A 23,670-nucleotide genomic window follows, 5' to 3' on the forward strand; every position below is an offset into this window, starting at 1 on the left:
TCAGCCGACGTGCTGGGTCGTGCCGCGCTGGGTGATATGACATGGCATGATGATACGGTCTGGCGCTGTATCCCCTTGCTTGATGCGCACGAACAACAACGACACCGTCTTGTTGACCATTTCCGTGAAGGGCTGGCAAATCGTCGTCAGATCATAGGATTTGCTTGAGGCAAAGCGGATGTCATCCACCCCGACGATGCCGATATCCTGCGGAATCCGGTGAGAGAATTCGTGGCGAATCGCATCCATGCCACCACAGGCCATGATGTCATCGAAGTAGAAGATACTGTCAGGAATGACCTCGGCGGCAGCGAGCAACTCACAGGTCGCTTCATATCCTGCGTCGTAGCTGTGACGGTGCCCCTCGCCCACGCCATGCAGCGTGAGTCCGCGCTGCTCCAGGCGCTCGATGAAACCACGCTTTCTGTCCAGCGTGGCCTGTTCCTTGGTCGATGCCCCCACATAGGCCAGGCGACGATAGCCATGATCAATGAGATGATCCGCTGCCATTCGGCCCATCTCGACGTCGTCACAGGTGACGACGCTTGCACCGGAATCTTCGCCATCACGCCCAAAGATCGCGACCGGCGTGTTCTGCCTGGCACAGGCTTCGACCAGCTCAGGAGGGACAGAGGCCGACGTGACGATCAGTGCATCGACGTGATACTCCATCACCAACGAGACGGCTTCCGAAATGCTTTTCTCGGTGTTCACGTTGATCAGCAACGTATGGCAGTTGTGTCGTTGTATGGCCGCCGAAAACTCGCTGAGAATCGCCAGATAGACCGGATTCTCGAAATTCGTCACGAGAATGCCGATCAAGCTGGACTGTGACTTGATGCCTCTCGCCAACCGATTCGGCTTGTATCCCAGGCGCTCTGCTACCGCCAGAATACGACGGCGCATCTCGGGTGAACTGCTCCCTTCCGGATTCATGGCACGCGAGACTGCCGCTATCGAGACATTGGCCTCTCTGGCCACATCCGTGATGGTGACGCGCTTGGTGGCAGGTGCGCTGTCGGTTTTTTTCATGCTCTCTCCCTAACGAGGCTCAATGCCCAATATCTCATCAAGGCATTCCACCCCACATTGGATAATCATTGGCCGACCATATCGCGGATCACGCAAGCATGCAGCAGGCACATGATGAAGGATACAGCCGTATCACGTTGGCTTTGACGTGTGCCACCAGAGAGTCAATATCCTCCTTTCGATAACACGACCCTGGCGACTATCTCTAGCAGCATGAGTGCTCAGGACCACAGTAGAACTGACGCAACAGACGATGCATCGGTTACTGAAGCCTCGTCGTGGTACACCCGGACGATGACCTTGGATACGACTTGGAGGTCGCCGATCACGAAGATATTGCAAAGGGCTTTGGCAGTAGATGTATTGCTATGCCCCTATAGCCCCACTTGGCAATGGGCCAATGAGCACATCAATGGCTTGGCACGGCAGTACTTCTCCAGGGAGCAGTCTCCAAGAATGTCAGTACAGCTGAGCTACGCAAGATGCGTCGAGAAACCGAATGACCATTCCCGACAACGCCTCCGCTGTCGAATAGCCATCCCAGGTATTCTCGAGAAAATATTTTAAAACCCTGCATGCCATGCGTGCTGCTCTTGTTGTTGGAGCTCAGACACAAAAAACCGATGCCTGCAAAATGCAAGCATCGGTAACATAAAATATATATATTAAAAAACTTCACGAATCGGACAGTTTATCCCATTCTTTTTCAGCATCTTCTTTCTTCATGCCATAACGCTCTTGAACTTTCCCGACAAAGTGCTCCTTGCGACCTGCAATTTCGTCGACATCTTCATCAGTAAGCTCTCCCCAACCTTCGCGAACCTTACCTTTGAGTTGCTTCCACTTACCTTCGGCGATATCGCTATTCATGGCAGCCTCCTAAATAAAACAGATAATGCGACAAATAAAAATCAACCAATGACCCGTCACATGCTGTGATTGAGCCTCATGGCAGGCCACGAATATAAGCTAGCACAGATATTAGTGCTCAACAACAGCCCTACCGCTTCAACTCATTGATGGCGCTGCCATTGACTTGAAATGAAATGTAGCGCGAGCCAGCAAATCCGATACAACATCATCGGCAAAAAGTTCCCTAAAACTTTCCGAGACATAACGCTATTCTCTAGCCTTCAAAAACCAACATAAAACCACTATTAAATATATAGGGGAAAATGTTCAACATAATTCATCGACAACTCCCTGTAGGTGCCGGATGATCTATTTTTGCAACGAATCTATCCTTTATTAGCCTCTCGTAAACGCATCAAGTAATTCATACAGAAAAGGCTTCATGGTTATCAAGCTGTATAAGCAAGGGACAACGACACCGAAAATTCATGCCGACTCCTTGGGCAGCTCCTTCCAGCATTACGGAGAAAAGATCTCGCTGGTCAGCTTGGGGATCAGCGTCTCAACCATACAGCGATGGCGTTACAAAAAACCCGCGGCTAACCGCGGGCAAGATCGAAACACTGGCAGGCGATGACTGGCTTGGCATCCTGTTCCTAGAACCATACCTCGCTCTGGACGCCGAAGGCCCATTCACCTCCCGTGAAACCTGCACTCCCGAGCGCATCTTCATCCGAGAAGTCATTGAGCTCCTCATCCCAGTCACTCCAGGACGCGAACAGGCGGATTTCCGGACGTTTCCAGAAGCCACCGACTTCAGGCTTGAAGGTCGGCGCGATGGTGAATTTTCGATAGCTCCCTTCCACGGCAGTGCCTGAGGCACCGGGATCCAGGTCCATCCATTGATAGCTGAGTTCGTATTGCATCTCGAAATTCGCCGTCAGCTCATTGGCCAGACGCGCATTGAACGTCGCCCAGGAGTATTCGTCGCCTTCGGCATAACGGTCTTCACTGACTTCCGCCAGCACGGCCGGTGCCAGACGCCACTTGGGCGCGAGATAGGTCGTGCCATACAGACCGAGTCGAGTCGAGGTCGCATCATCTGTCAGATTCCCGTCACCCCCGATGACCTTCGTCTCCGCGCCAAGCCCTCGGCCATGCAGCACGGCGGCCTTGAAGCTGCCGTCGGCGAGACCAAAGAAGCTGTCGCCATGATAGGCCAGCATGGTATGGAACCCGGAATCCGCGGCTGTGGCGCCCGTGTCCATGGCGCGCTCTTCGTTGTCTGCGGCAGACAATGCACTGACCATCCACTGCCAGTTGCCGACGTAGTTGTTCATCGTGAAGGTCAGGTTGTCGGTATCGCCGCCAGTGTCGGAATCCTCGGTCGGATATTCACTGTAACTGCGTCCGTAGACCGAGAAGTTGGCTTTCCAATCATCGGTGAGCTGGACGTCGTAGATACCCGCGCCGGTGCCGGCAAGGAAGATGAAGTCACTGTCGAGCCAGTGGATGTCGAAGTTGTCCCGATCGAAGCGCTTGCCGGCCCAGATGGCGGAATTCTCGAAGGCGCCAGTGAAGCTCGGCAGATCGCTCAATTCCACGTAGACCTGTCGTACGTTCAGGCTGGACTCGTCCGAGGTCCAGTCGTTGCTGGTCTCCACCCCGTCGGCAATCATGGTGCGGTAGTGCGCCTTTGCCCCGTTGTCGTAGCGCGTCTTGTAGTTGAGCACCGTCTCGACATAGGTATCGGGCTCATTCCCCAGCCGCCCGACCGCTCCCCCCACCGACCCCGCCGGGGTGAGATAGGGGCCGCCGTCAATGCTCTTGCCCCCTTCCCCGATCAGGAGACCTGAGCGGGCATAGGCATTGAAGGAGAAACCTTCCTCGCCACTGGCCTGACGCTCCACGGCGGCCAGACGCTCTTCGAGGTCCTCGGTCTGCGCGGTCACGCGCGCGGGTTGATCAGTCTCATTCGTTCGGCGCTGAACGGCCATCGCCTGCTCTGCCTCGGCGGCGCGACGCTCAGCCGCTCTGGCCCGCTGTTCGGCGTCATTGATGCGCTGCTCCAGCTCTGCGAGCCGCGCCTCGATGTCGCCCGTGCTGTCGGCAATGGCGAGACCACTGGTACTCATGATGGCAATGGCAACAGCCATGGCCAGAGGGGCCTTGAGCGGGCGCTGGGGGGAAGTAGTCATGTTGGAGAGAGCCTTTGTTGTTGTTGACGAATCACTCGCTTGGCGATGATCAGCGAAGTGGCGCCTTCGTCATTGGCGTTGTCGTAGGCGCCATACTCACTTAATCGTTTAAGACCCTAGTGGCAATCTGGCCTCTCAGACACACGACCTATGTCGAAATTCGACCAAAGGGGAGCGATCACCGCGTAAAACTCCCATTTCTGGCGACATATCAGCGACAGCAAGACCAAAGTTCAGGTTGCGGATATCGACGCCAATCGCTTGACTGTGATCACGCCTTAATCGTTTAAGAAGCACCATCGGACAACCTCAGGATTCTCCCCCGCCAGATGGCCGATGAATGCCCAACAACAACAAGTGACGAGGATTTGCCATGCAACGCAAGACACTGATCGCCTCAAGCGTCGCCCTGCTGGGAGTGGCCACCACCGCCCCCGCCATGGCCGCGGACCTGACCATCTCCTGCGGCGCGGTCGGGGCCGAGCTGGAACTCTGTGAACAGGGCGTCGCGGCCTGGGAGGAAAAGACCGGCCATGACGTCGACATCGTTTCCACGCCCAATTCCTCGACGGAACGCCTCTCGCTCTACCAGCAGATTCTGTCGGCCCAGTCCGGGGATATCGACGTCCTGCAGATCGATGTGGTCTGGCCGGGGCTGCTCGCCAATCACCTGCTTGATCTGCACCAGACGCTCGGCGAAAAGGCGGCGCAGGGCCACTTCGCGACCATCGTCGACAACAACACGGTGGATGGCCGCCTGGTGGCCATGCCCTGGTTCACGGATGCCGGGGTGCTCTACTACCGCAAGGACCTGCTAGAGAAGTACGGGTTCGCACCTCCCGAGACATGGCAGGAATTGACAGAGACCGCCACGCAGATCCAGGCGAAGGAGCGTGAGGCCGGCAGCGAGAAGATGTGGGGGTACGTCTTCCAGGGACGTGCCTATGAGGGCCTGACCTGCAACGCCCTGGAGTGGGTCGCCAGCAATGACGGCGGCGCCATTGTCGATGCCGATGGCGAGATCACCATCGACAACCCCAACACGGCCTCGGCACTCGACCTGGCCGCCAGCTGGATCGGCGAGATCACCCCGCAGGGCGCACTCAATTATTCCGAGGAAGAAGCCCGCGGCATCTTCCAGTCCGGCAACGCCGTCTTCATGCGCAACTGGCCCTACGCCTGGTCGCTGACCCAGAGCGATGACAGCAAGGTGGCCGGCAAGGTCGGGGTGGTCAAGCTGCCCCATGGCGCCGAGGGCGAGAGTGCCGCGGCGCTGGGCGGCTGGAACCTGGCGGTCTCGAAGTACAGCGAGAATCCCGAGCTCGCCTCTCAGCTGGTGGCCTTCCTCACCGGTGAACCCGAGCAGAAACGCCGAGCCATCCAGGCCGCCTACAACCCGACCCTCACAGCGCTGTATCAGGACGAGGAGGTGCTCACCGCCGTGCCCTTCTTCGGCACGCTCTACGACACCTTCACCAATGCCGTGGCCCGTCCGTCAGCCGTCACCGGAGACAACTACGGCCAGGTGAGCAATGCCTTCTTCAACGCGACCCATAGCGTGCTGAGCGGCGAGCAGAGCGGTGCCCAGGCGGTTGCCCAGCTCAAGAGCGAACTGTCACGCATCAAACGTCGTCGCTGGTAACCCGGGAGGTTTCGCATGACAACCACGCTCAATGAGTCAGTGCCGACGGGCTCGCCCTCGGCCAGGACTCGCAAACGCGGCACCAAGGTCAGACGCCAGCGGGTACGCGCGGCCTGGACCTATCTCGCCCCGATGCTGGTCGCACTGGCGCTGGTGGCCGGCTGGCCCCTGCTGAGAACCTTCTATCTCAGCCTGACCGATGCCTCGCTCTCGGACACGACCGGTGCCGCCTTCATCGGCTTCGAGAACTATCTCGTGAAGGACGACGGCGTCTGGTACGGCCTGCTGGCTGACCCGGTGTGGTGGAACTCCGTCTGGAACACCGTCTATTTCAGCGTCATCTCGGTATCGCTGGAAGTCGTCTTCGGCATCATCGTGGCGCTGCTCCTGAATGCCGAATTCAAGGGACGCATGCTGGTCCGGGCCGCGGTACTGATTCCCTGGGCCATCCCGACCATCGTCTCCGCCAAGATGTGGGCCTGGATGCTCAATGACCAGTTCGGAATCATCAACCACATGTTGATGGGGCTGGGGCTGATCGATGCGCCCCTGGCCTGGACAGCGGATGCCGATCTGTCGATGTGGGCCGTGATCATGGTCGATGTCTGGAAGACCATCCCCTTCGTGGCACTGCTGGTACTCGCCGCGCTGCAGATGCTGCCCAGGGACTGCTATGAAGCCGCCGAGGTCGATGGCATCCACCCGGTGAAGGTGTTCTTCCGTGTCACCCTGCCATTGATCACCCCGGCTCTACTGGTCGCCGTGATCTTCCGTCTTCTCGATGCACTGCGCGTCTTCGACGTCATCTATGTGCTGACCTCCAACTCGTCGAGCACCATGACCATGTCCATCTACGCCCGCCAGCAACTGGTGGAGTTCCAGGACGTGGGCTACGGCAGTGCCGCCTCCACGATGCTGTTCCTGATCATCGCGCTGGCCGTCGTGGTCTACCTCTACCTTGGCCGCCGCCAACTGGGAGTGGAGAAATGAATCAGACTCCGATGAACCGCTACCAGCTGACCCGACTCGCCAAGCATGTCGGCAAATGGGCCTTGATCGCCATCATCATCGTCTACGCCGTGTTCCCCTTCTATTACGCGGTGATCACCTCACTGAAACCGTCCAGTGAGCTGTTCGAGGTCAACTACTGGCTGACCTCGCTGGACTTCAGCAACTATGCCCAGATCTTTGCGCAGAAGAGCTTCCTGCAGGCGATCGGCAACTCGATCCTGATCGCCTTGAGCGTCGTGTTGATCGCGCTGCTGCTGGGCATCACCGCCTCCTATGCGCTGGGACGCGTGCGCTTTCGCGGCCGCTCCACCGTGATGCTGATCATCCTCGGGGTCTCGATGTTCCCTCAGGTCGCAGTGCTCTCCGGGCTCTTCGAGGTGATTCGCAGCCTGAATCTCTACAACAACCCCGGTGGCCTGATTCTCAGTTACACCATCTTCACGCTGCCCTTCACCGTCTGGGTACTGACGACCTTCATGCGTCAGCTGCCCATGGAACTGGAAGAGGCCGCGATCATGGACGGCGCCACGCCGTGGGAGACCATCACCAAGGTCTTCCTGCCCCTGATGTGGCCGGCCATGGCCACCACCGGGTTGCTCGCCTTCATCGCGGCCTGGAACGAGTTCCTGTTCGCCTTGACCTTCACGCTGACCGACAGCGAACGCACCGTGCCGGTCGCCATCGCCCTGATCTCCGGCGGCAGCCAGCATGAGCTCCCCTGGGGCCCGATCATGGCCGCCTCCGTCACCGTCACCATACCGCTGGTCATCCTGGTGATGATCTTCCAGCGCCGCATCGTCTCCGGCCTGACCGCCGGCGCCGTCAAAGGATAATCGTCATGTCATTGCTCGAAGCCCAAATGCAGACCTCCTCCAGCTGGTGGCGCGGTGGCGTCATCTACCAGATCTACCCGCGCAGCTTCCTGGACAGCAACGGCGATGGCATCGGCGATCTGCCGGGCATCACCGCCAGACTCGATTACGTGGCATCGCTGGACGTGGATGGCATCTGGCTGTCGCCCTTCTTCACCTCCCCGATGCTCGACTTCGGGTATGACATCAGCGACTACCGGGATGTCGACCCGATGTTCGGCACCCTGGAGGACTTCAAGACCCTGCTGGAGCGCGCCCATTCCCTGGGCCTGAAGGTCATGATCGACCAGGTGATCAGCCACACCTCCGACCAGCACCCCTGGTTCCAGCAAAGCCGTCAGGACCGCACCAATGACAAGGCCGACTGGTTCGTGTGGGCAGACCCCAAGCCCGACGGCACGCCGCCCAACAACTGGCTGTCGATCTTCGGCGGCTCGGCCTGGACCTTCGATTCACGTCGCCAGCAGTATTACCTGCACAACTTCCTGACCAGCCAGCCCGACGTGAACTTCCACCACCCAGAAGCCCGACAGGCACAGCTCGACAACATGCGCTTCTGGCTTGAGTTGGGTGTGGATGGCTTCCGCCTGGATACCGTCAACTTCTACTTCCATGATCAGGCCCTGCGCGACAACCCGCCGGTGCCGGCGGGCGAGGCCAAGACACTGGGCGCGCCGGATTCCAACCCCTATACCTGGCAGCGACACGTCTATGACCTGAGTCGTCCGGAAAACCTCGACTTCCTGAAAGCGCTGCGCGCCCTGATGGATGAATACCCGGGCACCACCACGGTGGGCGAAATCGGTGATGACAAGCCGCTGGAGCGCATGGCGGAGTACACCGCCGGGGGCGACAAGCTGCACATGGCCTACGGGTTTGATCTGCTCAATGCGCCGCACTCTGCAGGCTATCTCCGCGAAGTCATCGAGCGCTTCCAGCGTCTGGCCGGCGATGCCTGGCCATGCTGGGCGCTGTCGAACCACGACGTCGTGCGCAGCGCCACACGCTGGGGTGCCGACGAAGACCCGGTGGCCTACCCCAAGGTCGCTCTGGCCATGGTGCTGTCACTGCGCGGCAGCGTCTGCCTCTACCAGGGTGAGGAGCTGGGCCTGCCGGAAGCCGACGTGCCCTTCGAGCGCATTCAGGACCCCTACGGCAAGGTGCTGTGGCCGGAATTCAAGGGCCGCGACGGTTGCCGGACCCCCATGCCCTGGCGTCAGACGGACCAGGGGGACTTCTCGAGTGTCGAGCCCTGGCTGCCGGTCGATGAACGCCACCTCCCCCTGGCCGTGGCCAATCAGGAAGACGACGCCAACTCGGTCTTGCATGCCACCCGCGCCCTGCTGAATTTCCGCCGTCAGCATCCGGTATTGCGTGAGGGGGACATTCAGCTGGTGGACGTGGGGGACGAGCTGCTGGGCTTCCTGCGCGAGCATGACGGCAAGCGCATGCTGTGCCTCTTCAATCTCACGGGCGCTGAACAGGTCACCGCACTGCCGCAAGCCTACGCCGGCAGCGCGCGTCTGCTCGAAGGCGCAGGCTTTACTGCCGAGCTGGACACGGCCCAGTCCCAGGCAGCGCGGCTGGTGCTTCCCGCCTATCAGGCTGCCTTCCTGGCACTCGACTAACCTTCTTTCGAAAGCCGGTGCCGAGCACCGGCTGGGAGTCGCAAGATGACAAGCGTAACCCTCTCCAAGATCAACAAGACCTTCGGCAGCACGCACATCATCAAGGATCTGGATCTCAAGATCGGCAGCGGCGAATTCGTGGTCTTCGTCGGGCCGTCAGGCTGTGGCAAGTCGACCCTGTTGCGCCTGATCGCCGGACTGGAATCGATCACCGACGGTGAGATGCATATCGCCGGCGATCTGGTCAATGACCTTCCCCCGCGTGAGCGTGGCGTGGGCATGGTCTTCCAGTCCTATGCCCTCTACCCGCACATGACGGTGTACGAGAACATGGCCTTCGGCCTCAAGCTTGCCAAGACCGACAAGGAAAGCGTCGAACAACGCGTGATGGAAACGGCGCGCATCCTTCAGCTCGAGGAGTTGCTGCACCGCAAACCCAAGGCGCTTTCCGGCGGCCAGCGACAGCGCGTTGCCATGGGGCGCGCCATGGCGCGTGAGCCGAAGATCCTGTTGTTCGATGAGCCGCTCTCCAACCTGGATGCCTCGCTGCGAGTCCAGATGCGCAATGAGATCGCCCGCCTGCACCACCGCCTGGGCTCCACCATGGTCTACGTCACCCACGACCAGGTCGAAGCCATGACCCTGGCCGACAAGATCGTGGTACTGCGTGATGGGCGCATCGAACAGGTCGGTAGCCCCCAGACGCTCTATCAGGCCCCGGCGACCCGCTTCGTGGCCGGCTTCATCGGCTCCCCGACCATGAACTTCCTGCCGGCAGAGCTGGTGCGGAGCGAGGGCAATGGCTGTCGCATCACGACAGCCGGGATCGGCGAGCTGGAGCTGCCTCGCGACGCCGGCGACGAACGCACCGGCAGCCGTCTGACGCTGGGGATTCGTCCCGAACACCTCTGCCTGGAAGAGGCCTGCGGCGACAACGCCTTCGAGATCGTCAACGTCGAGTACCTGGGCAACGAAGTCTACGTCTATCTCGACCCGAAAGACGGCGTCAGCCTGCTGATCCACCGCAGCGAAGCTCCCAGTCAGTGGAAGATCGGCCAGCGCGTCGCACTGGTGCCGGACCTGGAGCACGTGCATCTGTTCGACAATCAGGATCGCGCGCTGAGCCTGACCCGGCAACGCCAGGCAGCCTGACGTTCAGGCCCTGTTCTGCAGGGCTTTTTCTCGAGGGCCTGGCAGCCAGGACTGAGTATCCAGCGCCTGCTCACGGCGCCTCAGGCCAACCGCTTCATTCTCCGCAAGGACCGCACGGGCGGGAGCCATGGCTCCCGCCCAGGAGACTCGCATGTCCACGATTCGAGACACCCAGGTGTCAGCCCACGACTGGTGGCGCGGCGCCGTCATCTATCAGATCTACCCGCGCAGCTTTCAGGACAGCAATGGCGATGGCATCGGTGATCTGCCGGGCATCCTCGAGCGCCTGGATTACATCGCCTCGCTGAATGTCGATGCGATCTGGCTATCTCCCTTCTTTACCTCCCCCATGAAGGACTTCGGCTATGACATAAGCGACTATCGCGATGTCGACCCGATGTTCGGCACCCTGGAGGACGTCGACCGTCTGGTCGAGGCAGCGCATGCGCGCGGCCTGAAAGTCATCATCGACCAGGTACTCTCACACACCTCCGACGCCCACCCGTGGTTCGAGGAAAGCCGCCAGAGCCGCGATAACCCTCGCGCCGACTGGTATGTCTGGGCAGACCCCAGGCCCGATGGCGCGCCGCCCACCAACTGGCAATCGGTCTTCGGGGGTTCCGCCTGGCAATGGGACACTCGCCGCTGCCAGTACTACCTGCACAACTTCCTGACCGAGCAACCGGATCTCAACTTCCACCACCCTGAGGTCGTGACGGCCATTGTTGAAGAAGTGCGCTTCTGGCTGGAGCGGGGGGTGGATGGTTTCCGACTGGATGCCATCAATTTCTGCACACATGGTGAGCTGAAGGATAACCCGCCACGACGTGAGATCGTCGAAGGCTTCATTGGCGTGCGTCCGGACAACCCCTACGGCTATCAGCAACATCTCCATGACAAGACCCAGCCGGAGAATCTCGCCGTTCTCGAACGGTTACGACGTCTGCTCGATGAATACCCCGGCACCACCAGCGTCGGCGAGATCGGCGACGATGACTCCTTGCGCGTGATGGCCGAGTACACCCAGGGCGACCAGCGGCTGCACATGGCCTATTCCTTCGATCTGCTGACCGAGAACGCCTCGCCTGAGCATCTCCAGGCCACCGTACGCTCGATGGAAGCGCAGATCGGGGACGGCTGGCCGTGCTGGGCACTGGGAAACCACGACGTCACACGCCTGGCAACGCGCTGGGACGCCGATGCCTCCCCGGCGCGCCTGCGCCTCTATCTCGCCTTTCTGCTGACCCAGCGCGGCAGCGTCTGTCTGTATCAGGGCGAAGAACTGGGGTTGAGTGAGGCCCAGCTGCGTCATGACCAGCTGGTGGACCCCGCCGGCATCACCTTCTGGCCACGCTACAAGGGGCGCGATGGCTGTCGGACCCCCATGCCGTGGCAGGCCGGTGAGTCACATGCTGGCTTCTCTCGCGTATCCCCCTGGTTGCCGGTCCCCGACGCCCATCATGCCTTGGCCGTCGACCATCAGGACAACGATCCGGCATCGCTGTTGAATGCCAGCCGAGACCTGCTTGCCTTCCGCCGCCGACACCCCGCCCTGATCCGAGGGGATATCCACTACCACTCGCTGCATGAAGAAGTCATCTGCTTCACGCGTCACTCAGGCGGCGAGTCGTTGCTGATCGCGCTCAACTTCTCTGCTCAGGCCCTGACTCTGGAGACCGCCTGGCGAGCGGAAGCCCTCGAGGATGCCCCCGGCATGATCAATGGTCACTGGCAGGCCGGCCGCCTGATGCTGCCGCCCCACGGCATTGCCATTGCGCGCTGTGTTGGCGAGGCGCACTGAATCTCCCTCTTGCCGATCACACGACTCACACGGAGGTCACGATGACCCTGTCTCAACTCGATCCTAGCGCACGTCTCGACTGGTGGCGTGGTGCCACGATCTATCAGATCTATCCCCGCAGTTTCATGGATGCCAACGGCGACGGCATCGGCGATCTGGCCGGCATCATCGAGCGCCTGCCCCATGTGGCCAGTCTCGGCGTGGATGCCATCTGGCTGTCGCCCTTCTTTACCTCGCCGATGAAGGATTTCGGCTATGACGTCGCGGACTATCGGGATGTCGACCCGATGTTCGGCCACCTGGACGATTTCAAGCGGCTGGTCTCGCAAGCCCATCAGCTGGGAGTGCGCGTGATCATCGACCAGGTGCTGTCTCACAGCTCCGATCAACACGTCTGGTTCCATCAAAGCCGCAAGGACCGTCACAACGCCAAGGCCGACTGGTATGTCTGGGCTGACCCGCTCCCCGATGGCAACCCGCCCAACAACTGGATGGCGGCCTTCAGCGGTCGCGCCTGGACCTTCGATGCCAAGCGCCGCCAGTACTATCTGCACAACTTCCTGGCCAGTCAGCCGGATCTGAATTTCCATCATCCCGAGGTGCGCCAGGCGCAGCTGGACAACCTGCGTTTCTGGCTGGATCTGGGGGTGGATGGCTTCCGGTTCGACGTCGTCAATTACTACTTCCATGACCGCGCCTTGACCGACAATCCCGCAATGCCACGCGAAGGCGTCAACCCGGGCAACCCGCAGAGCTACCAGCGGATGCTGCACAATATCGAGCAACCCGAGAATCTGGCGTATCTGGAGCGCATCCGTAACCTGCTCAATGAGTACCCGGGCACCACCAGTGTCGGCGAGATCGCCGGCAATGACCCTCTCCCGACCATGGCCGCCTATACCGCCGGCCAACGCCGCCTGCACATGGCCTACACCTTTGACCTGCTCAACAGTGATGGCAATGCCCGCGCGCTGTACGACGTGCTGACGCGCTTTGCCGAGCAAGGGGAAGACACCTGGCCTTGCTGGGCGCTGTCCAATCATGACGTGGAACGCAGTGCGACCAGCTGGGGAGAGTCGCGTGCCCTGCTCGCCCTGACGGTGCTGTGTTCGCTGCGTGGCAGCCTGTGCCTGTATCAAGGCGAGGAACTTGGCCTCCCCGAGGCGGAGCTGGCCTTCGAGGATCTGCAGGACCCCTTCGGCATCAACCTGTGGCCCGAGATCAAGGGCCGCGATGGCTGCCGCACGCCGATGGTCTGGGATGACAGCCCGGACGGTGGGTTCAGTCGTCGCGCGACGAAGTCCGGAGTCGAGGCTGAGGCCACCCCCTGGCTACCGGTCTCCCCACGACAGTTGCCATTGTCGGTGGCGCAGCAGGAAAGGCGTGATGACAGCTTCCTGTCACGAGCGCGTCGCCTGCTGCGCTATCGCGGTACGAGCCAGGTGCTGCGCGAGGGCGATCAGACCCTGATTGCGCCCGAGCGGCTGCCTGACGACGTCTTCGCCAGCGTGCGTCAGCAAGGCGCGCAACGCCTGCTGTGTCTGGCTCACCTCGGGGCAGGCGACACGCCGAGCGTGATCGACCCGAGCCAACTCGCGCCAGACATCACCACCTGGACCGCCATCGAGATCGCCGGTGTCACGGCGACACACACCTCTCACCACCCCCTGTCGCTGATGCCAGGCAGCGCCATGTGGCTCGCCCTCAACTGACGCCTGGCGGATTCGATGATTCACGGGATGCTCGTCGGATGACGGTCATCCCGGACGCCGCAACAACAATCACAATAATGGAGTCGCACGCCATGCCTTCTGTTATCAGCACCCCACGCCACCGGATGCTCACGACCCTCAAGGGTAGCGCCGGTGCCCTGCTGTTGAGCGGGGCCTCATTGACGGCACCACTCGCACTGGCCACCGAGGTCACGATTGCCTGTGGCCCCGGTGGAGATTCCGACATGTGCCCGGAACTCGCCCAGCAATGGGCCGAGCAGTCCGGCAATCGCGTCAATGTGATCTCCACTCCCAACGACACCACCGAGAAGCTCTCGCTGTATCAGCAGCTGCTCAGCAGCGGCTCCAGCGACATCGATGTGCTGATCGTCGACATGGCGTGGCCGGGGCTGCTGGACGATCACCTGGTCGACCTTTCCCGCTACCTGCCCGACGACGCCACCGAGGGCTTCTTCCCCGCGCTGATCGACAACGGCACCGTGGAGGGCCGTCTGGTAGCCATGCCCTGGTACACCGACGCAGGCGTGCTCTATTACCGCAAGGACCTGCTGGAGAAATACGACCAGCAAGTGCCGGAGACCTGGCAGCAACTCACCGAGACGGCGCGCACGATCCAGGCGGCCGAACGCGACGCCGGCAATGCCGATTTCTGGGGATACAGCTTCCAGGGACGCGCCTATGAGGGGCTGACCTGCAACGCACTCGAGTGGGTCGCGAGTCAGGGCGGCGGCACCCTGGTGGATGATGCCGGAGAGGTCACCATCGACAACTCGCACGCCGCGCAGGCACTCGATCTTGCCGCCTCCTGGATCGGCAGCATCGCCCCGGAAGGCGCGCTGAATCATACCGAGGAGGAGTCACGCGGGCTGTTCCAGTCGGGCAATGCGCTGTTCCTGCGCAACTGGCCCTATGTCTGGAAGCTCAGCCAGGCCGAGGGCAGTCCGGTGGCCGGCAAGGTCGGCATGGCGCCCCTCCCCCATGGCTCACAGGGCGAATCCCGCGCGACCCTGGGCGGCTGGAATCTTGCAGTATCACGCTACTCGGAGCACCCGCAGGCCGCAGCGGAGCTGGTCGCCTATATCACCGCTGCCCCGCAGCAGAAGGCCCATGCCATGAAGATGGGACGCAACCCCACCATCGAACACCTCTATCAGGATGACGAGGTGCTGGCGAGCAATCCCTCGATGGGTGAGCTCTATGAAGCGCTCCGGACCGGCGTCGCGCGTCCAGCCTCGGTGACGGGTGACGCCTACGCTCGCGTCTCCAATGCCTTCTTCAACCGCACCCACCGTGTGCTTTCCGGCGAGGAGACGGGCACCCAGGCGGTGGAAGCGCTAGGCAAGGAGCTTGAGCGCATCGGCCGCCGGGGCTGGTAACACCACCGTCCCCCGCTCCGCCCAGACAACCCACTCTGACCGCACGCGGGAAGGCCTCTCTCATCCAGGCGAGGCCTTTCACGCCTGCCGGCTTCCCTGTGACTAGCGCCGCATCGACGACAAGGAACGTGCAATGACGCCTACCCAACTTCATCGCCATGCCGCACACGACTGGTGGCGTGGTGCAACGCTCTATCAGATCTATCCGCGTAGCTTCATGGACGCCAATGGCGACGGTGTCGGCGATATCGCCGGCATCATCCAACGCCTGGACTACCTCGCGACCCTGGGGGTGGACGCGATCTGGATCTCCCCCATCTTCACCTCGCCCATGCAAGACTTCGGGTATGACGTCTCGGACTACCGTGACATCGATCCCCTGTTCGGCACTCTGGAGGATTTCACGCGCCTCATCGCCCGCGCACATGAGCTCGGACTGGCCGTCATCATTGATCAGGTGCTGTCACACAGCTCCGATCAGCATGTGTGGTTCCGGGAAAGTCGCCAGTCCCGGGACAATGCCAAGGCTGACTGGTACGTCTGGGCTGACCCACGTCCGGATGGCAGCGCGCCCAACAACTGGCTAGCCGCCTTTGGTGGGCCGGCCTGGACCTTCGATTCGCGGCGTTGCCAGTACTATCTGCACAACTTCCTCGCCAGCCAGCCGGACCTCAACTTCCATCATCCCGAGGTGCGTCAGGCACAGCTCGACAATCTGCGTTTCTGGCTGGAACTGGGCGTCGACGGATTCCGCTTCGACACCGCCAACTTCTACTTTCATGATCGGGCGCTGACAGACAATCCGCCGTCATCGGACGACTATCGTAGCCGCGGGCATCCCCGCAGCTATCAGCTGCTGAAGCACAATGCGGATCAGCCGGAGAATCTCGACTATCTGGAAGAGATTCGTGCCCTGCTGGAGGAGTACCCGGGCGCCACCAGTGTCGGCGAGGTCGGGGGCAGCGACCCGCTCCCCGCCATGGCAGCCTACACCGCGGGTCAGCACCGCCTGCACATGGCCTACACCTTCGACCTGCTCAACAGCACGGGAGATGCCATGGCATTGCACGCCGTTCTGGCACGCTTTGCCGACCATGGCGATGACGCCTGGCCGTGCTGGGCGCTGTCCAATCATGATGTTCCGCGCAGCGCCAGTCGCTGGGGGAGCGCACGCGCCCTGCTGGCACTGACGGTCCTCTGCTCATTGCGTGGCAGCCTCTGTCTCTACCAGGGCGAAGAGCTTGGATTCGAGGAAGCGGAGTTGAGCTACGCCGAGCTGCAGGACCCCTTCGGAATCGCGCTCTGGCCCGAGGTAAAGGGACGCGATGGTTGTCGCACGCCCATGGTGTGGGAGCCTCATCGCCATGGTGGCTTCTGCGCCGACTCCCTGTCGCCCTGGCTCCCCGTCCATGTTCCACATCAGTCACAGGCGGTCTCGTTGCAACAAGAGGCGCCCGAGAGTCTGCTGAATCACGTTCGCCAACTGCTGAGACTGCGTGGCGAAAACACGCTGCTCAAGACGGGGCAACAGACGCTCATCTCCCCGTCCGTGTTGCCCAAGGATGTCTTTGGTGTGATACGTCACGACCGTCATCAGCGGATGATGTGCCTGGCCAACCTGGGACACCAATCAGGCCACAAATCAGGCCACGACAACTCTCCCGTCATGCTCGATCTGACAGCCCTGCTGGGCTCGCGAACGCTGCATGGCCAGTGTCATGACCCGATAGAGATCGTCTCATTGCCCGGTATGGCCACGCCTATCCTTGAGGCAGGGCAATTGAGACTGTCGCCGGGGATGGCAGCCTGGCTGGTCGTGCCAGCCGATGCGTCGAGAGACCAGGATGGGTAAAGGAAAGGGCCAGCAAGGGGTGCTTGCGACCGACTGCATGCCCGGGGGATTGTCCCGGGCACCTGGAGTGGAAAGGCAGCTCAGTCTGGTCGCACCGCCTCCATCACTTTCTGGGCATTTCTGGTACGTGGCGATATGCTATCTCTGCACTTAATCGTTCAAGCTTTTCATCTTCAGGAACCCGACGCCTGTGTCATCGCCTCGCCGTATCACTCTCAAGGAGCTAGCCGCAGAACTGGGCGTCTCCACCGCCAGTGTCTCCAACGCCTTCAACCGCCCCGACCAGCTCTCGCCTGCATTGCGCGAGCGGATTCTCGAGGAGGCCAGACGGCTGGGCTATCGTGGTCCGGACGCCAAGGCGCGAAGCCTGCGTACGGGGCGCTCACGGATCATCGCCGTGGTACTCGCGGAGACATTGACCTACAGCCTCAAGGACGCGGTCGCCAGCGAGCTGTTATCGGGCATCGCCGAAGTGCTGGACGCCCACGGCCATACCCTGCTGCTGCTCTCGGGTCGCCAGGATGCCTCTCAGGTGCCGGGGTCTTCCAGCATTGCCGATGGCTTCATCGTCTACGGGCTGATGGCCAGCATGGCGCTGGTGGAAGAACTCCAGAGCGCGGGTCACAAGCCCATCGTGGCGGTCGACTTCGATCTGGGCGACCACCCCGCCATCCACGTGGATGATGAGCCCGCCTGCTACGCCATCGCGCAACATGCCCTGAAGACACCCGCCAGTCGCATCGGCATCGTCAACCTGCGCCTGACCGAAACAGCCTGCAACGGCCGCATCACCGAGGCCCACGCGCTGCTCCCGGCGGGTCGAACCATCACCCGCTCGCGACTGGCGGGTTTTCATCGTGCGCTGGCTGAGCGGGATATCTCCCCCGATTCTGTGACGATGTGGAACATCGAGGAAAACACCTACGAGATCTGCGCGCCGGTGCTGGCAGAGATTCTGGATCTTCCGCCCAATGAACGGCCAGACCTCCTGCTATGCATGTCCGACCGTATCGCGTTGACCGCCGTGACCCTGGCGGAACAACGTGGCATCCGGATTCCCGAAGACCTGCGTATCACCGGCTTTGATGGTATCGAGGAAGGGCAATATCGCTCACCTCGCCTGACCACGGTCCAGCAGGACAGTACCGAGAAAGGCCGCCTTGCCGCGCGAATGATTCTGGGGCTGGAACCCGCCTCGCCTCGCCTGCTCACGACTCGGCTGATCCAGGGTGAAACCTGTCCGTGAGGAAGGAACCATTGGCAATCCTATGATGTACACCTCACCAGGCAGTCCTCTGATAGTCGCCTATATCAAGACTCCCAGGACAACAACCAATCCGCAAAGCGACTGACTTTGGGGTCATGCTGCCCTGAGGGCACAACTACGTAATAACCACCGCACCTCAAGGGTGAGGTGCTTGCGACCACCAGCCGCCCCTCAGCAAGTTCTGGAGTCACGAAATAGCGCGGCAATATGGCTATCCCAAGCCCATGTAAAGCCGCTTCAAGAACAAACTGGAAGTGCTCCAACCGCTGCCCTGGTAATGCATTGCACTCTCTGATCGATAGCCCCGCTGCTTCCAACCACAACTGAGTGGAAGACTTCATCAAAGGTGAATGCGCCACATGATGGAGAATCGGGTAACGCAGAATATCCTGCCGCTCAATGACAGGACCTTTTTCAGTCAGCAAGTCCGGTGTACACACAGCAAGTAGCTCACTGGACATGAGAAAACGTGCATCAAATCCTGGCCATTCACCCTCTCCAAAAAGGATGCCGACATCATAGCCTTCATGACTGTCATACAGCCGGCGCAGATCATTCATGATCTCGAGCTCAATCTCGGGATTGAGTACTGCATAGGACTTGAGTTTTGGCAATAACCAGCGAGAGGTAAACGAAGGTTCGGCTCCGATACGCAGATGACCAACGTGACTGGTGCGTACATGATGAGTCGCTGTTTCAAGACTCTCCAACAACGGCGATATCTCATGCACATAGGCTTGCCCCAACTCATTGAGCGTCAGCCGCTGTCGAGAACGCGTTACCAGCGGGCAGCCCAGAAACTCCTCCAGATTCTTGATCTGGCGACTCACGGCACTCTGGGTAAGATTCAACTCTTCAGCGGCTCTTGTGACGCTGGAAAAGCGTGCGAAAGCGACGATGCACCGAAGAGATATCATGCTGGGGAGCTGTCGTTGCATGGTAGGTCATGACTTTTTGGAATGAACTTCTGAAGAATAAATCGATATTCGCTCTCTCACAAGCAACCTAGGATGCATGCAAGGCCAGCCTGCCACAGGACGAGCACTCCCTTATCCCGTGTCCTGAGCCGCACCGCTGTCTTATGCCTTCCCGTCCGAGAGTGCGCCACATGCCAAAACCCGCGATTGAAGAGACCTTGAGAGCCGATCTGGCCGCCGCCTATCGCCTGCTTGAGCGAAACGGCTGGAGCGATCAAGTTTTCACTCATATATCTGTACGCCTGCCAGGTGAGACACCGGCTTTCCTGATCAATGCCTATGGCTTGCTGCCAGAAGAGATTACCGCCTCCAATCTGGTCACTATCGGTATTGATGGGCAGAAACTGAATAGTGATGATCCTGAGGTAAATCCTGCGGGCTTCACGATTCACAGTGCCATCCACATGCATCGTCATGATGCCGTATGCGTCATGCATACTCATACTTTGGCTGGCATGGCAGTCGCGGCATTGGAAGAGGGTCTTCTTCCTCTGAATCAAACCAACATGGCCTTCTACAATCGCGTGGCCTATTACGACTACGAAGGCATTCCACTCGATCTTGAAGTCCGTAATCGCATCGTGGCAGCACTCGGTAATCGACAATGCGCCATTCTGCGCAATCACGGACTGCTGACCACCGGCCGCAGTGTCGCTGAGGCTTACTTCAACATGTTCTACCTCAATAAGGCCTGCGAGATTCAGCTTGAGGCGATGAAGATGGGTCGCCCTCTCATCATGCCTTCACAACAAGAGTGTGAATTCACTGCTCAGCAGTTCGAGAACCCTCGCTACCACGCAGAAAGCGTGGCATTGACCTGGGCTGCGGAACTACGGCGTCTGGACAGAGAAGCGCCCGACTTCCGTCTCTAGAACGGCACGCCGTTTCCGGATGAACACGGCAGACATACTCGCGCTGGACACATCCGCCCTGGCACGAGCTGCCTGCACGATGACATTGTAAAAGCACAGATTGATGATTCACGACAACCATCAACTCATCATTACAACTATAAAAAAGGTACGCGTCCCATGACCGACCGCCCGACTCCCGTCGCCTCAGAAGTCCCTCAATCTCGCTACAGCACGAAACAGCTGCTCAAATGCTTGATCCCCACTCTTCTCGGCGTTTTGCTTTTCTTTACGCCCATCAGTGTTGATGGTCGGACGACGATCATGATCGCGTTCGTCATCGACTACATCAATGATGTACTCAAACCCTTCATGGTGACGGCAACAGCCGCGGTCGCCATCATTCCTAGTCTGATCACTCTGGCCGTCACCTTCAGTCCATTACGCCACCGCAAGGGACGCTTGATCACACTATTCAATCCCGGCATGGGCTGGACCATCGTACGCGTCATCGGCGCCTTGTTGATGACGATGGTCTATTTCGAGGTAGGGCCCGAGTGGGTATGGAGCCGCAATACCGGCGGCGTAATGCTCTATGATGTTGGCCCAGTCGTCCTGGCCATCTACTTCCTGTCAGCACTGCTATTACCTCTGCTGACTGACTACGGACTAATGGAGTTCGCCGGCACCTTGTGCAGCCGCATGTTCGAGCGTCTCTTCGGCCTGCCGGGGAGAGCAGCAGTGGACTGCCTCGCCTCTTGGCTGTCAGCCTCCAGCGTGGGCATCATCCTTACGACTCAGCAGTACCGTCAGGGGTTTTACAACAGTCGTGAGGCGTGCACGATCGCAACCAACTTCTCGATCGTCTCGATTGCGTATTCTTACTTGCTGCTCAAGCTGATCGGCCTCGAGGAGATGTTCATTCAATGGTACATCGCCGTTGCCATCACCGGCGTCCTGTGCGCCATCATTGTGCCCAAGCTGCCACCGCTACGTAACAAATTGCCGGTCTACCATCCCGCAGTCGGCAAGCAGCTCAAGACAGACCGTCGTCCTGGAGAAGGTGTACTGGCCCTTGGTCTACGCCGCGCCGTCGAACGTGCCGAGCAAGCCAACTCTCCCACAGAACAGCTCAAGCAAGGGCTTCAGATCAGCGCAGATGTGGCCTTCTCCATCTATCCGGCCATGATGTTGGTGGGATGTGTCGGATTGGCACTGATCGAGTTCACCCAGTTATTCCAGGTGCTATCACTGCCATTGGTGCCCTATCTGGAGTTATTGCGTCTTCCTGAGGCTGCTCAGGCAGCGCCCGCGCTACTCGCCGGCATCGTCGACAGCATCATGCCTTCCATTCTGGGTGCTGGAATCGAAAGCGAAGTGACACGCTTCGTGATGGCGGGGGTCGCCGTCACTCAAATCATCTTCTTTACCGAAGCTGCCATCATCCTGGTCAGAGCTGACATTGGGCTCACATTACGTGATCTGGTCATGATCTATGCCCTGCGAGTGCTGATCTCGCTGCCTATCCTCGCCCTGCTGGGACATTGGATGATCGGCTGATGAACGGGCGTGTATCCCATAGTGATGCACGCTCGTGCCTCGCTCTTCTCTCGTGCTGTGCCTTCTCCTTTAGATTATGAGCTCATGATAATGATTACCTCCAGCACCCTGTCGACACCTTCTTTTATAGCGGCCTCCTCACCGACAGAGACCGCCGATATCGTATTGATCAATGCCAACATCCATACCGTGGACGACAATACTCCCTGGGCGGAAGCCGTCGCGATTCGCAGTGGTCGCTTCATGGCCGTCGGTAATGAAGACGATGTGACACCATTCATTGGAGACCATACCAAGGTCATCGACCTTGAAGGTCGTTTCGTGATGCCCGGTCTTTATGACATGCATACTCACCCCGACCTGGCGCTGGCACCCGGCTATGCCGACTATCTGAATATCGGCCTTGAGGATCCCACCCCGGAGGAGGTCAAGCAGGCAATACTCGACTACGCCGACAGTCATCCGGGCGATGGCTGGATCTACGGCCAATATTTCGTGCGCTATACCTTCAAGCAGGCTGGGTTGGTCGCTGATCGTGACTGGCTGGACAGCTTCATGCCTGATCGCCCCGTGGCCATTCTTGATCGCTCATGGGGCTGCATGATGGTCAACTCGCGCGCGCTGGCGCTGGCAAACATTACCGCTGAGACTCAGGACCCACGTCATGGCTATATCGAGCGAGACTCCATTACCCATGAACCTTCCGGCATTCTGGTCGATGGTGCCTACGCCATCATCCACGCCACCATGCCACCAACACCGCAGCATGCGCTGACACGTGCCTATCGAGAGGGGCTGCATTTCCAGAGTGGACATGGCGTGGTGGGCACCAAGTACGTGCACGTCTGCGAACACCGCCTGAATGCACTTCGCAGTCTCGATCAAGATGGCAAGCTTTCCGTCCGAGTAGAAGCAGCCATCAGCTGGCAGGATGATATCTTCCCGGTCAAACGGCGCTGGGAGCTACTGGCAGGAGAGCGTCATTACTATCGGAGCAATCGCCTGAATGCCAATGCAGTGAAGTTTCACTTCGATGGTACTCATGAATCACGATCGTCCTATCTATCAACTCCCTGGCCAGGCGAGAAGAACTGGAGAGGACACCTGAATCTCACGCCAGAGCATATCGTCGACATGGTGGTCGACATGGATCGCAAAGGGATTCGTGTCATCGCGCACTGCACCGGTGATGGAGCTTCCGATATCTTCCTGGATGCCGTCGCTCAGGCAAGAGCACGCAATGGCAATAATGGCGTGCGTCATCAATGTGCCCATAGCACAACGCTACTGGACACCAACCTTGCACGCTTCAAGGCACTGGATGTCACTGCCGAATTCTCGCCCGTGGGATGGTTCCCCTCCTCCTTCGCGAATGCTCGCGCTGTCTTCGGCGAAGAACGCATGCAGCGTGCCTACAACTTCAAGGGCGTCATTGAGGCCGGCGGCAATGCCGTGATGGGGACAGACTGGCCAGTCTCCAGCCTGAACCCGTGGATCGGGTTCGAGGCCATGATTACCCGTCAAAACCCCTATGGTGAAGAAGAGGGTCACTTCTTTGGCCAGCCCATCTCTCTTGAACAAGCCATTCGTGTCATGACGATCAACGGCGCATGGTGCATGGGTATCGAGCAACACGCCGGATCAATCTCCATCGGCAAGTCTGCCGATCTCATCGTGCTGGACCGTGACCTCTTCGATATCACCATCAAGGGAAATCTGCATGCCACACAAGTGGAGCTGACTCTGCTGGAAGGAGAAGTGACCTGGGATCGTCTGGGAGCCTTCACGGATACCGATATGGCTGCTACCTGGCAGGAACCACTGCCCGCCTTCTGACACCCGACTTCCTGACCACGAGCCAAGCGA

17 protein-coding genes are annotated in these 23,670 nt (G+C 59.8%); 13 read left to right on the forward strand and 4 right to left on the reverse strand.

Translation table 11 applies throughout. From position 1 onward, the window contains the following. The 3 genes from BFX80_RS11140 to BFX80_RS11150 form a co-directional block, all read right to left on the reverse strand. Positions 1–1,032, reverse strand: a complete 1,032-nt coding sequence (locus tag BFX80_RS11140; RefSeq protein ID WP_084208930.1) for a LacI family DNA-binding transcriptional regulator — start codon at positions 1,030–1,032, stop codon at positions 1–3. A 675-nt stretch (positions 1,033–1,707) separates the two neighbouring features. Further along, positions 1,708–1,902 (reverse strand): CsbD family protein, encoded by a 195-nt coding sequence (locus BFX80_RS11145; protein WP_054555838.1) that lies wholly within the window; start codon positions 1,900–1,902, stop codon positions 1,708–1,710. A gap of 638 nt (positions 1,903–2,540) precedes the next feature. Continuing rightward, entirely contained in the window at positions 2,541–4,082 is a 1,542-nt protein-coding gene (locus BFX80_RS11150) for a carbohydrate porin (protein ID WP_084208931.1), read from the reverse strand. A gap of 373 nt (positions 4,083–4,455) precedes the next feature. Between BFX80_RS11150 and BFX80_RS11155 the strand changes: the two genes are divergently transcribed. The 10 genes from BFX80_RS11155 to BFX80_RS11200 all read left to right on the forward strand — a co-directional run bounded on the left by BFX80_RS11155 (position 4,456) and on the right by BFX80_RS11200 (position 18,395). Then, entirely contained in the window at positions 4,456–5,724 is a 1,269-nt protein-coding gene (locus tag BFX80_RS11155) for an ABC transporter substrate-binding protein (RefSeq protein WP_084208932.1), read from the forward strand. Positions 5,725–5,739: 15 nt separating this feature from the next. Beyond that, positions 5,740–6,714 carry a carbohydrate ABC transporter permease gene (locus BFX80_RS11160; protein WP_084208933.1) on the forward strand — a complete coding sequence of 325 codons (975 nt, stop codon included), beginning with the start codon at positions 5,740–5,742 and terminating at the stop codon, positions 6,712–6,714. Positions 6,715–6,725: 11 nt separating this feature from the next. Continuing rightward, positions 6,726–7,568 (forward strand): carbohydrate ABC transporter permease, encoded by an 843-nt coding sequence (locus BFX80_RS11165; protein WP_084208934.1) that lies wholly within the window; start codon positions 6,726–6,728, stop codon positions 7,566–7,568. A 26-nt stretch (positions 7,569–7,594) separates the two neighbouring features. Further along, positions 7,595–9,235, forward strand: coding sequence for an alpha-glucosidase family protein (locus BFX80_RS11170; RefSeq protein ID WP_084209755.1), 1,641 nt, complete (start codon positions 7,595–7,597; stop codon positions 9,233–9,235). 45 nt (positions 9,236–9,280) lie between these two features. Then, positions 9,281–10,387 carry an ABC transporter ATP-binding protein gene (locus BFX80_RS11175; protein ID WP_084208935.1) on the forward strand — a complete coding sequence of 369 codons (1,107 nt, stop codon included), beginning with the start codon at positions 9,281–9,283 and terminating at the stop codon, positions 10,385–10,387. A gap of 151 nt (positions 10,388–10,538) precedes the next feature. Then, positions 10,539–12,188, forward strand: a complete 1,650-nt coding sequence (locus BFX80_RS11180; protein ID WP_084208936.1) for an alpha-amylase family glycosyl hydrolase — start codon at positions 10,539–10,541, stop codon at positions 12,186–12,188. Between the two features lie 41 nt (positions 12,189–12,229). Continuing rightward, a complete protein-coding gene (locus BFX80_RS11185; RefSeq protein WP_084208937.1) occupies positions 12,230–13,900 on the forward strand; it encodes an alpha-amylase family glycosyl hydrolase in 1,671 nt (556 codons plus the stop codon). Positions 13,901–14,025: 125 nt separating this feature from the next. Beyond that, a complete protein-coding gene (locus BFX80_RS11190; protein WP_084208938.1) occupies positions 14,026–15,297 on the forward strand; it encodes an ABC transporter substrate-binding protein in 1,272 nt (423 codons plus the stop codon). A gap of 133 nt (positions 15,298–15,430) precedes the next feature. Continuing rightward, positions 15,431–17,149 carry an alpha-amylase family glycosyl hydrolase gene (locus BFX80_RS11195; RefSeq protein WP_084208939.1) on the forward strand — a complete coding sequence of 573 codons (1,719 nt, stop codon included), beginning with the start codon at positions 15,431–15,433 and terminating at the stop codon, positions 17,147–17,149. A 190-nt stretch (positions 17,150–17,339) separates the two neighbouring features. After that, positions 17,340–18,395 (forward strand): LacI family DNA-binding transcriptional regulator, encoded by a 1,056-nt coding sequence (locus BFX80_RS11200; protein WP_205632702.1) that lies wholly within the window; start codon positions 17,340–17,342, stop codon positions 18,393–18,395. Between the two features lie 65 nt (positions 18,396–18,460). Here the strand turns inward: BFX80_RS11200 and BFX80_RS11205 are convergent, their stop codons facing one another. After that, entirely contained in the window at positions 18,461–19,354 is an 894-nt protein-coding gene (locus tag BFX80_RS11205) for a LysR substrate-binding domain-containing protein (RefSeq protein ID WP_200906743.1), read from the reverse strand. Between the two features lie 170 nt (positions 19,355–19,524). Between BFX80_RS11205 and BFX80_RS11210 the strand changes: the two genes are divergently transcribed. The 3 genes from BFX80_RS11210 to BFX80_RS11220 all read left to right on the forward strand — a co-directional run bounded on the left by BFX80_RS11210 (position 19,525) and on the right by BFX80_RS11220 (position 23,640). Beyond that, entirely contained in the window at positions 19,525–20,265 is a 741-nt protein-coding gene (locus BFX80_RS11210) for a class II aldolase/adducin family protein (protein WP_084208940.1), read from the forward strand. 159 nt (positions 20,266–20,424) lie between these two features. Continuing rightward, the gene (locus tag BFX80_RS11215; protein WP_084208941.1) at positions 20,425–21,804 is read left to right on the forward strand and encodes a YjiH family protein; all 1,380 of its coding nucleotides are present in this window, start codon (positions 20,425–20,427) and stop codon (positions 21,802–21,804) included. 90 nt (positions 21,805–21,894) lie between these two features. Beyond that, entirely contained in the window at positions 21,895–23,640 is a 1,746-nt protein-coding gene (locus BFX80_RS11220) for an amidohydrolase (protein ID WP_205632703.1), read from the forward strand. The last annotated feature ends 30 nt before the right edge of the window (positions 23,641–23,670 follow it).

The sequence above is a fragment of the Cobetia marina genome (assembly GCF_001720485.1).
Classification (GTDB): Bacteria; Pseudomonadota; Gammaproteobacteria; order Pseudomonadales; family Halomonadaceae; genus Cobetia; species Cobetia marina.

Excerpts from the sequence above, each read along its gene's own strand:
- BFX80_RS11150 (WP_084208931.1), bottom strand. The coding sequence starts at position 4,082 with ATGACTACTTCCCCCCAGCGCCCGCTCAAGGCCCCTCTGGCCATGGCT.
- BFX80_RS11205 (WP_200906743.1), bottom strand. The coding sequence starts at position 19,354 with ATGCAACGACAGCTCCCCAGCATGATATCTCTTCGGTGCATCGTCGCT.
- BFX80_RS11195 (WP_084208939.1), top strand. The coding sequence starts at position 15,431 with ATGACGCCTACCCAACTTCATCGCCATGCCGCACACGACTGGTGGCGT.
- BFX80_RS11185 (WP_084208937.1), top strand. The coding sequence starts at position 12,230 with ATGACCCTGTCTCAACTCGATCCTAGCGCACGTCTCGACTGGTGGCGT.
- BFX80_RS11180 (WP_084208936.1), top strand. The coding sequence starts at position 10,539 with ATGTCCACGATTCGAGACACCCAGGTGTCAGCCCACGACTGGTGGCGC.
- BFX80_RS11220 (WP_205632703.1), top strand. The coding sequence starts at position 21,895 with ATGATTACCTCCAGCACCCTGTCGACACCTTCTTTTATAGCGGCCTCC.
- BFX80_RS11170 (WP_084209755.1), top strand. The coding sequence starts at position 7,595 with ATGCAGACCTCCTCCAGCTGGTGGCGCGGTGGCGTCATCTACCAGATC.
- BFX80_RS11210 (WP_084208940.1), top strand. The coding sequence starts at position 19,525 with ATGCCAAAACCCGCGATTGAAGAGACCTTGAGAGCCGATCTGGCCGCC.
- BFX80_RS11175 (WP_084208935.1), top strand. The coding sequence starts at position 9,281 with ATGACAAGCGTAACCCTCTCCAAGATCAACAAGACCTTCGGCAGCACG.
- BFX80_RS11165 (WP_084208934.1), top strand. The coding sequence starts at position 6,726 with ATGAACCGCTACCAGCTGACCCGACTCGCCAAGCATGTCGGCAAATGG.
- BFX80_RS11140 (WP_084208930.1), bottom strand. The coding sequence starts at position 1,032 with ATGAAAAAAACCGACAGCGCACCTGCCACCAAGCGCGTCACCATCACG.
- BFX80_RS11215 (WP_084208941.1), top strand. The coding sequence starts at position 20,425 with ATGACCGACCGCCCGACTCCCGTCGCCTCAGAAGTCCCTCAATCTCGC.
- BFX80_RS11145 (WP_054555838.1), bottom strand. The coding sequence starts at position 1,902 with ATGAATAGCGATATCGCCGAAGGTAAGTGGAAGCAACTCAAAGGTAAG.
- BFX80_RS11160 (WP_084208933.1), top strand. The coding sequence starts at position 5,740 with ATGACAACCACGCTCAATGAGTCAGTGCCGACGGGCTCGCCCTCGGCC.
- BFX80_RS11155 (WP_084208932.1), top strand. The coding sequence starts at position 4,456 with ATGCAACGCAAGACACTGATCGCCTCAAGCGTCGCCCTGCTGGGAGTG.
- BFX80_RS11190 (WP_084208938.1), top strand. The coding sequence starts at position 14,026 with ATGCTCACGACCCTCAAGGGTAGCGCCGGTGCCCTGCTGTTGAGCGGG.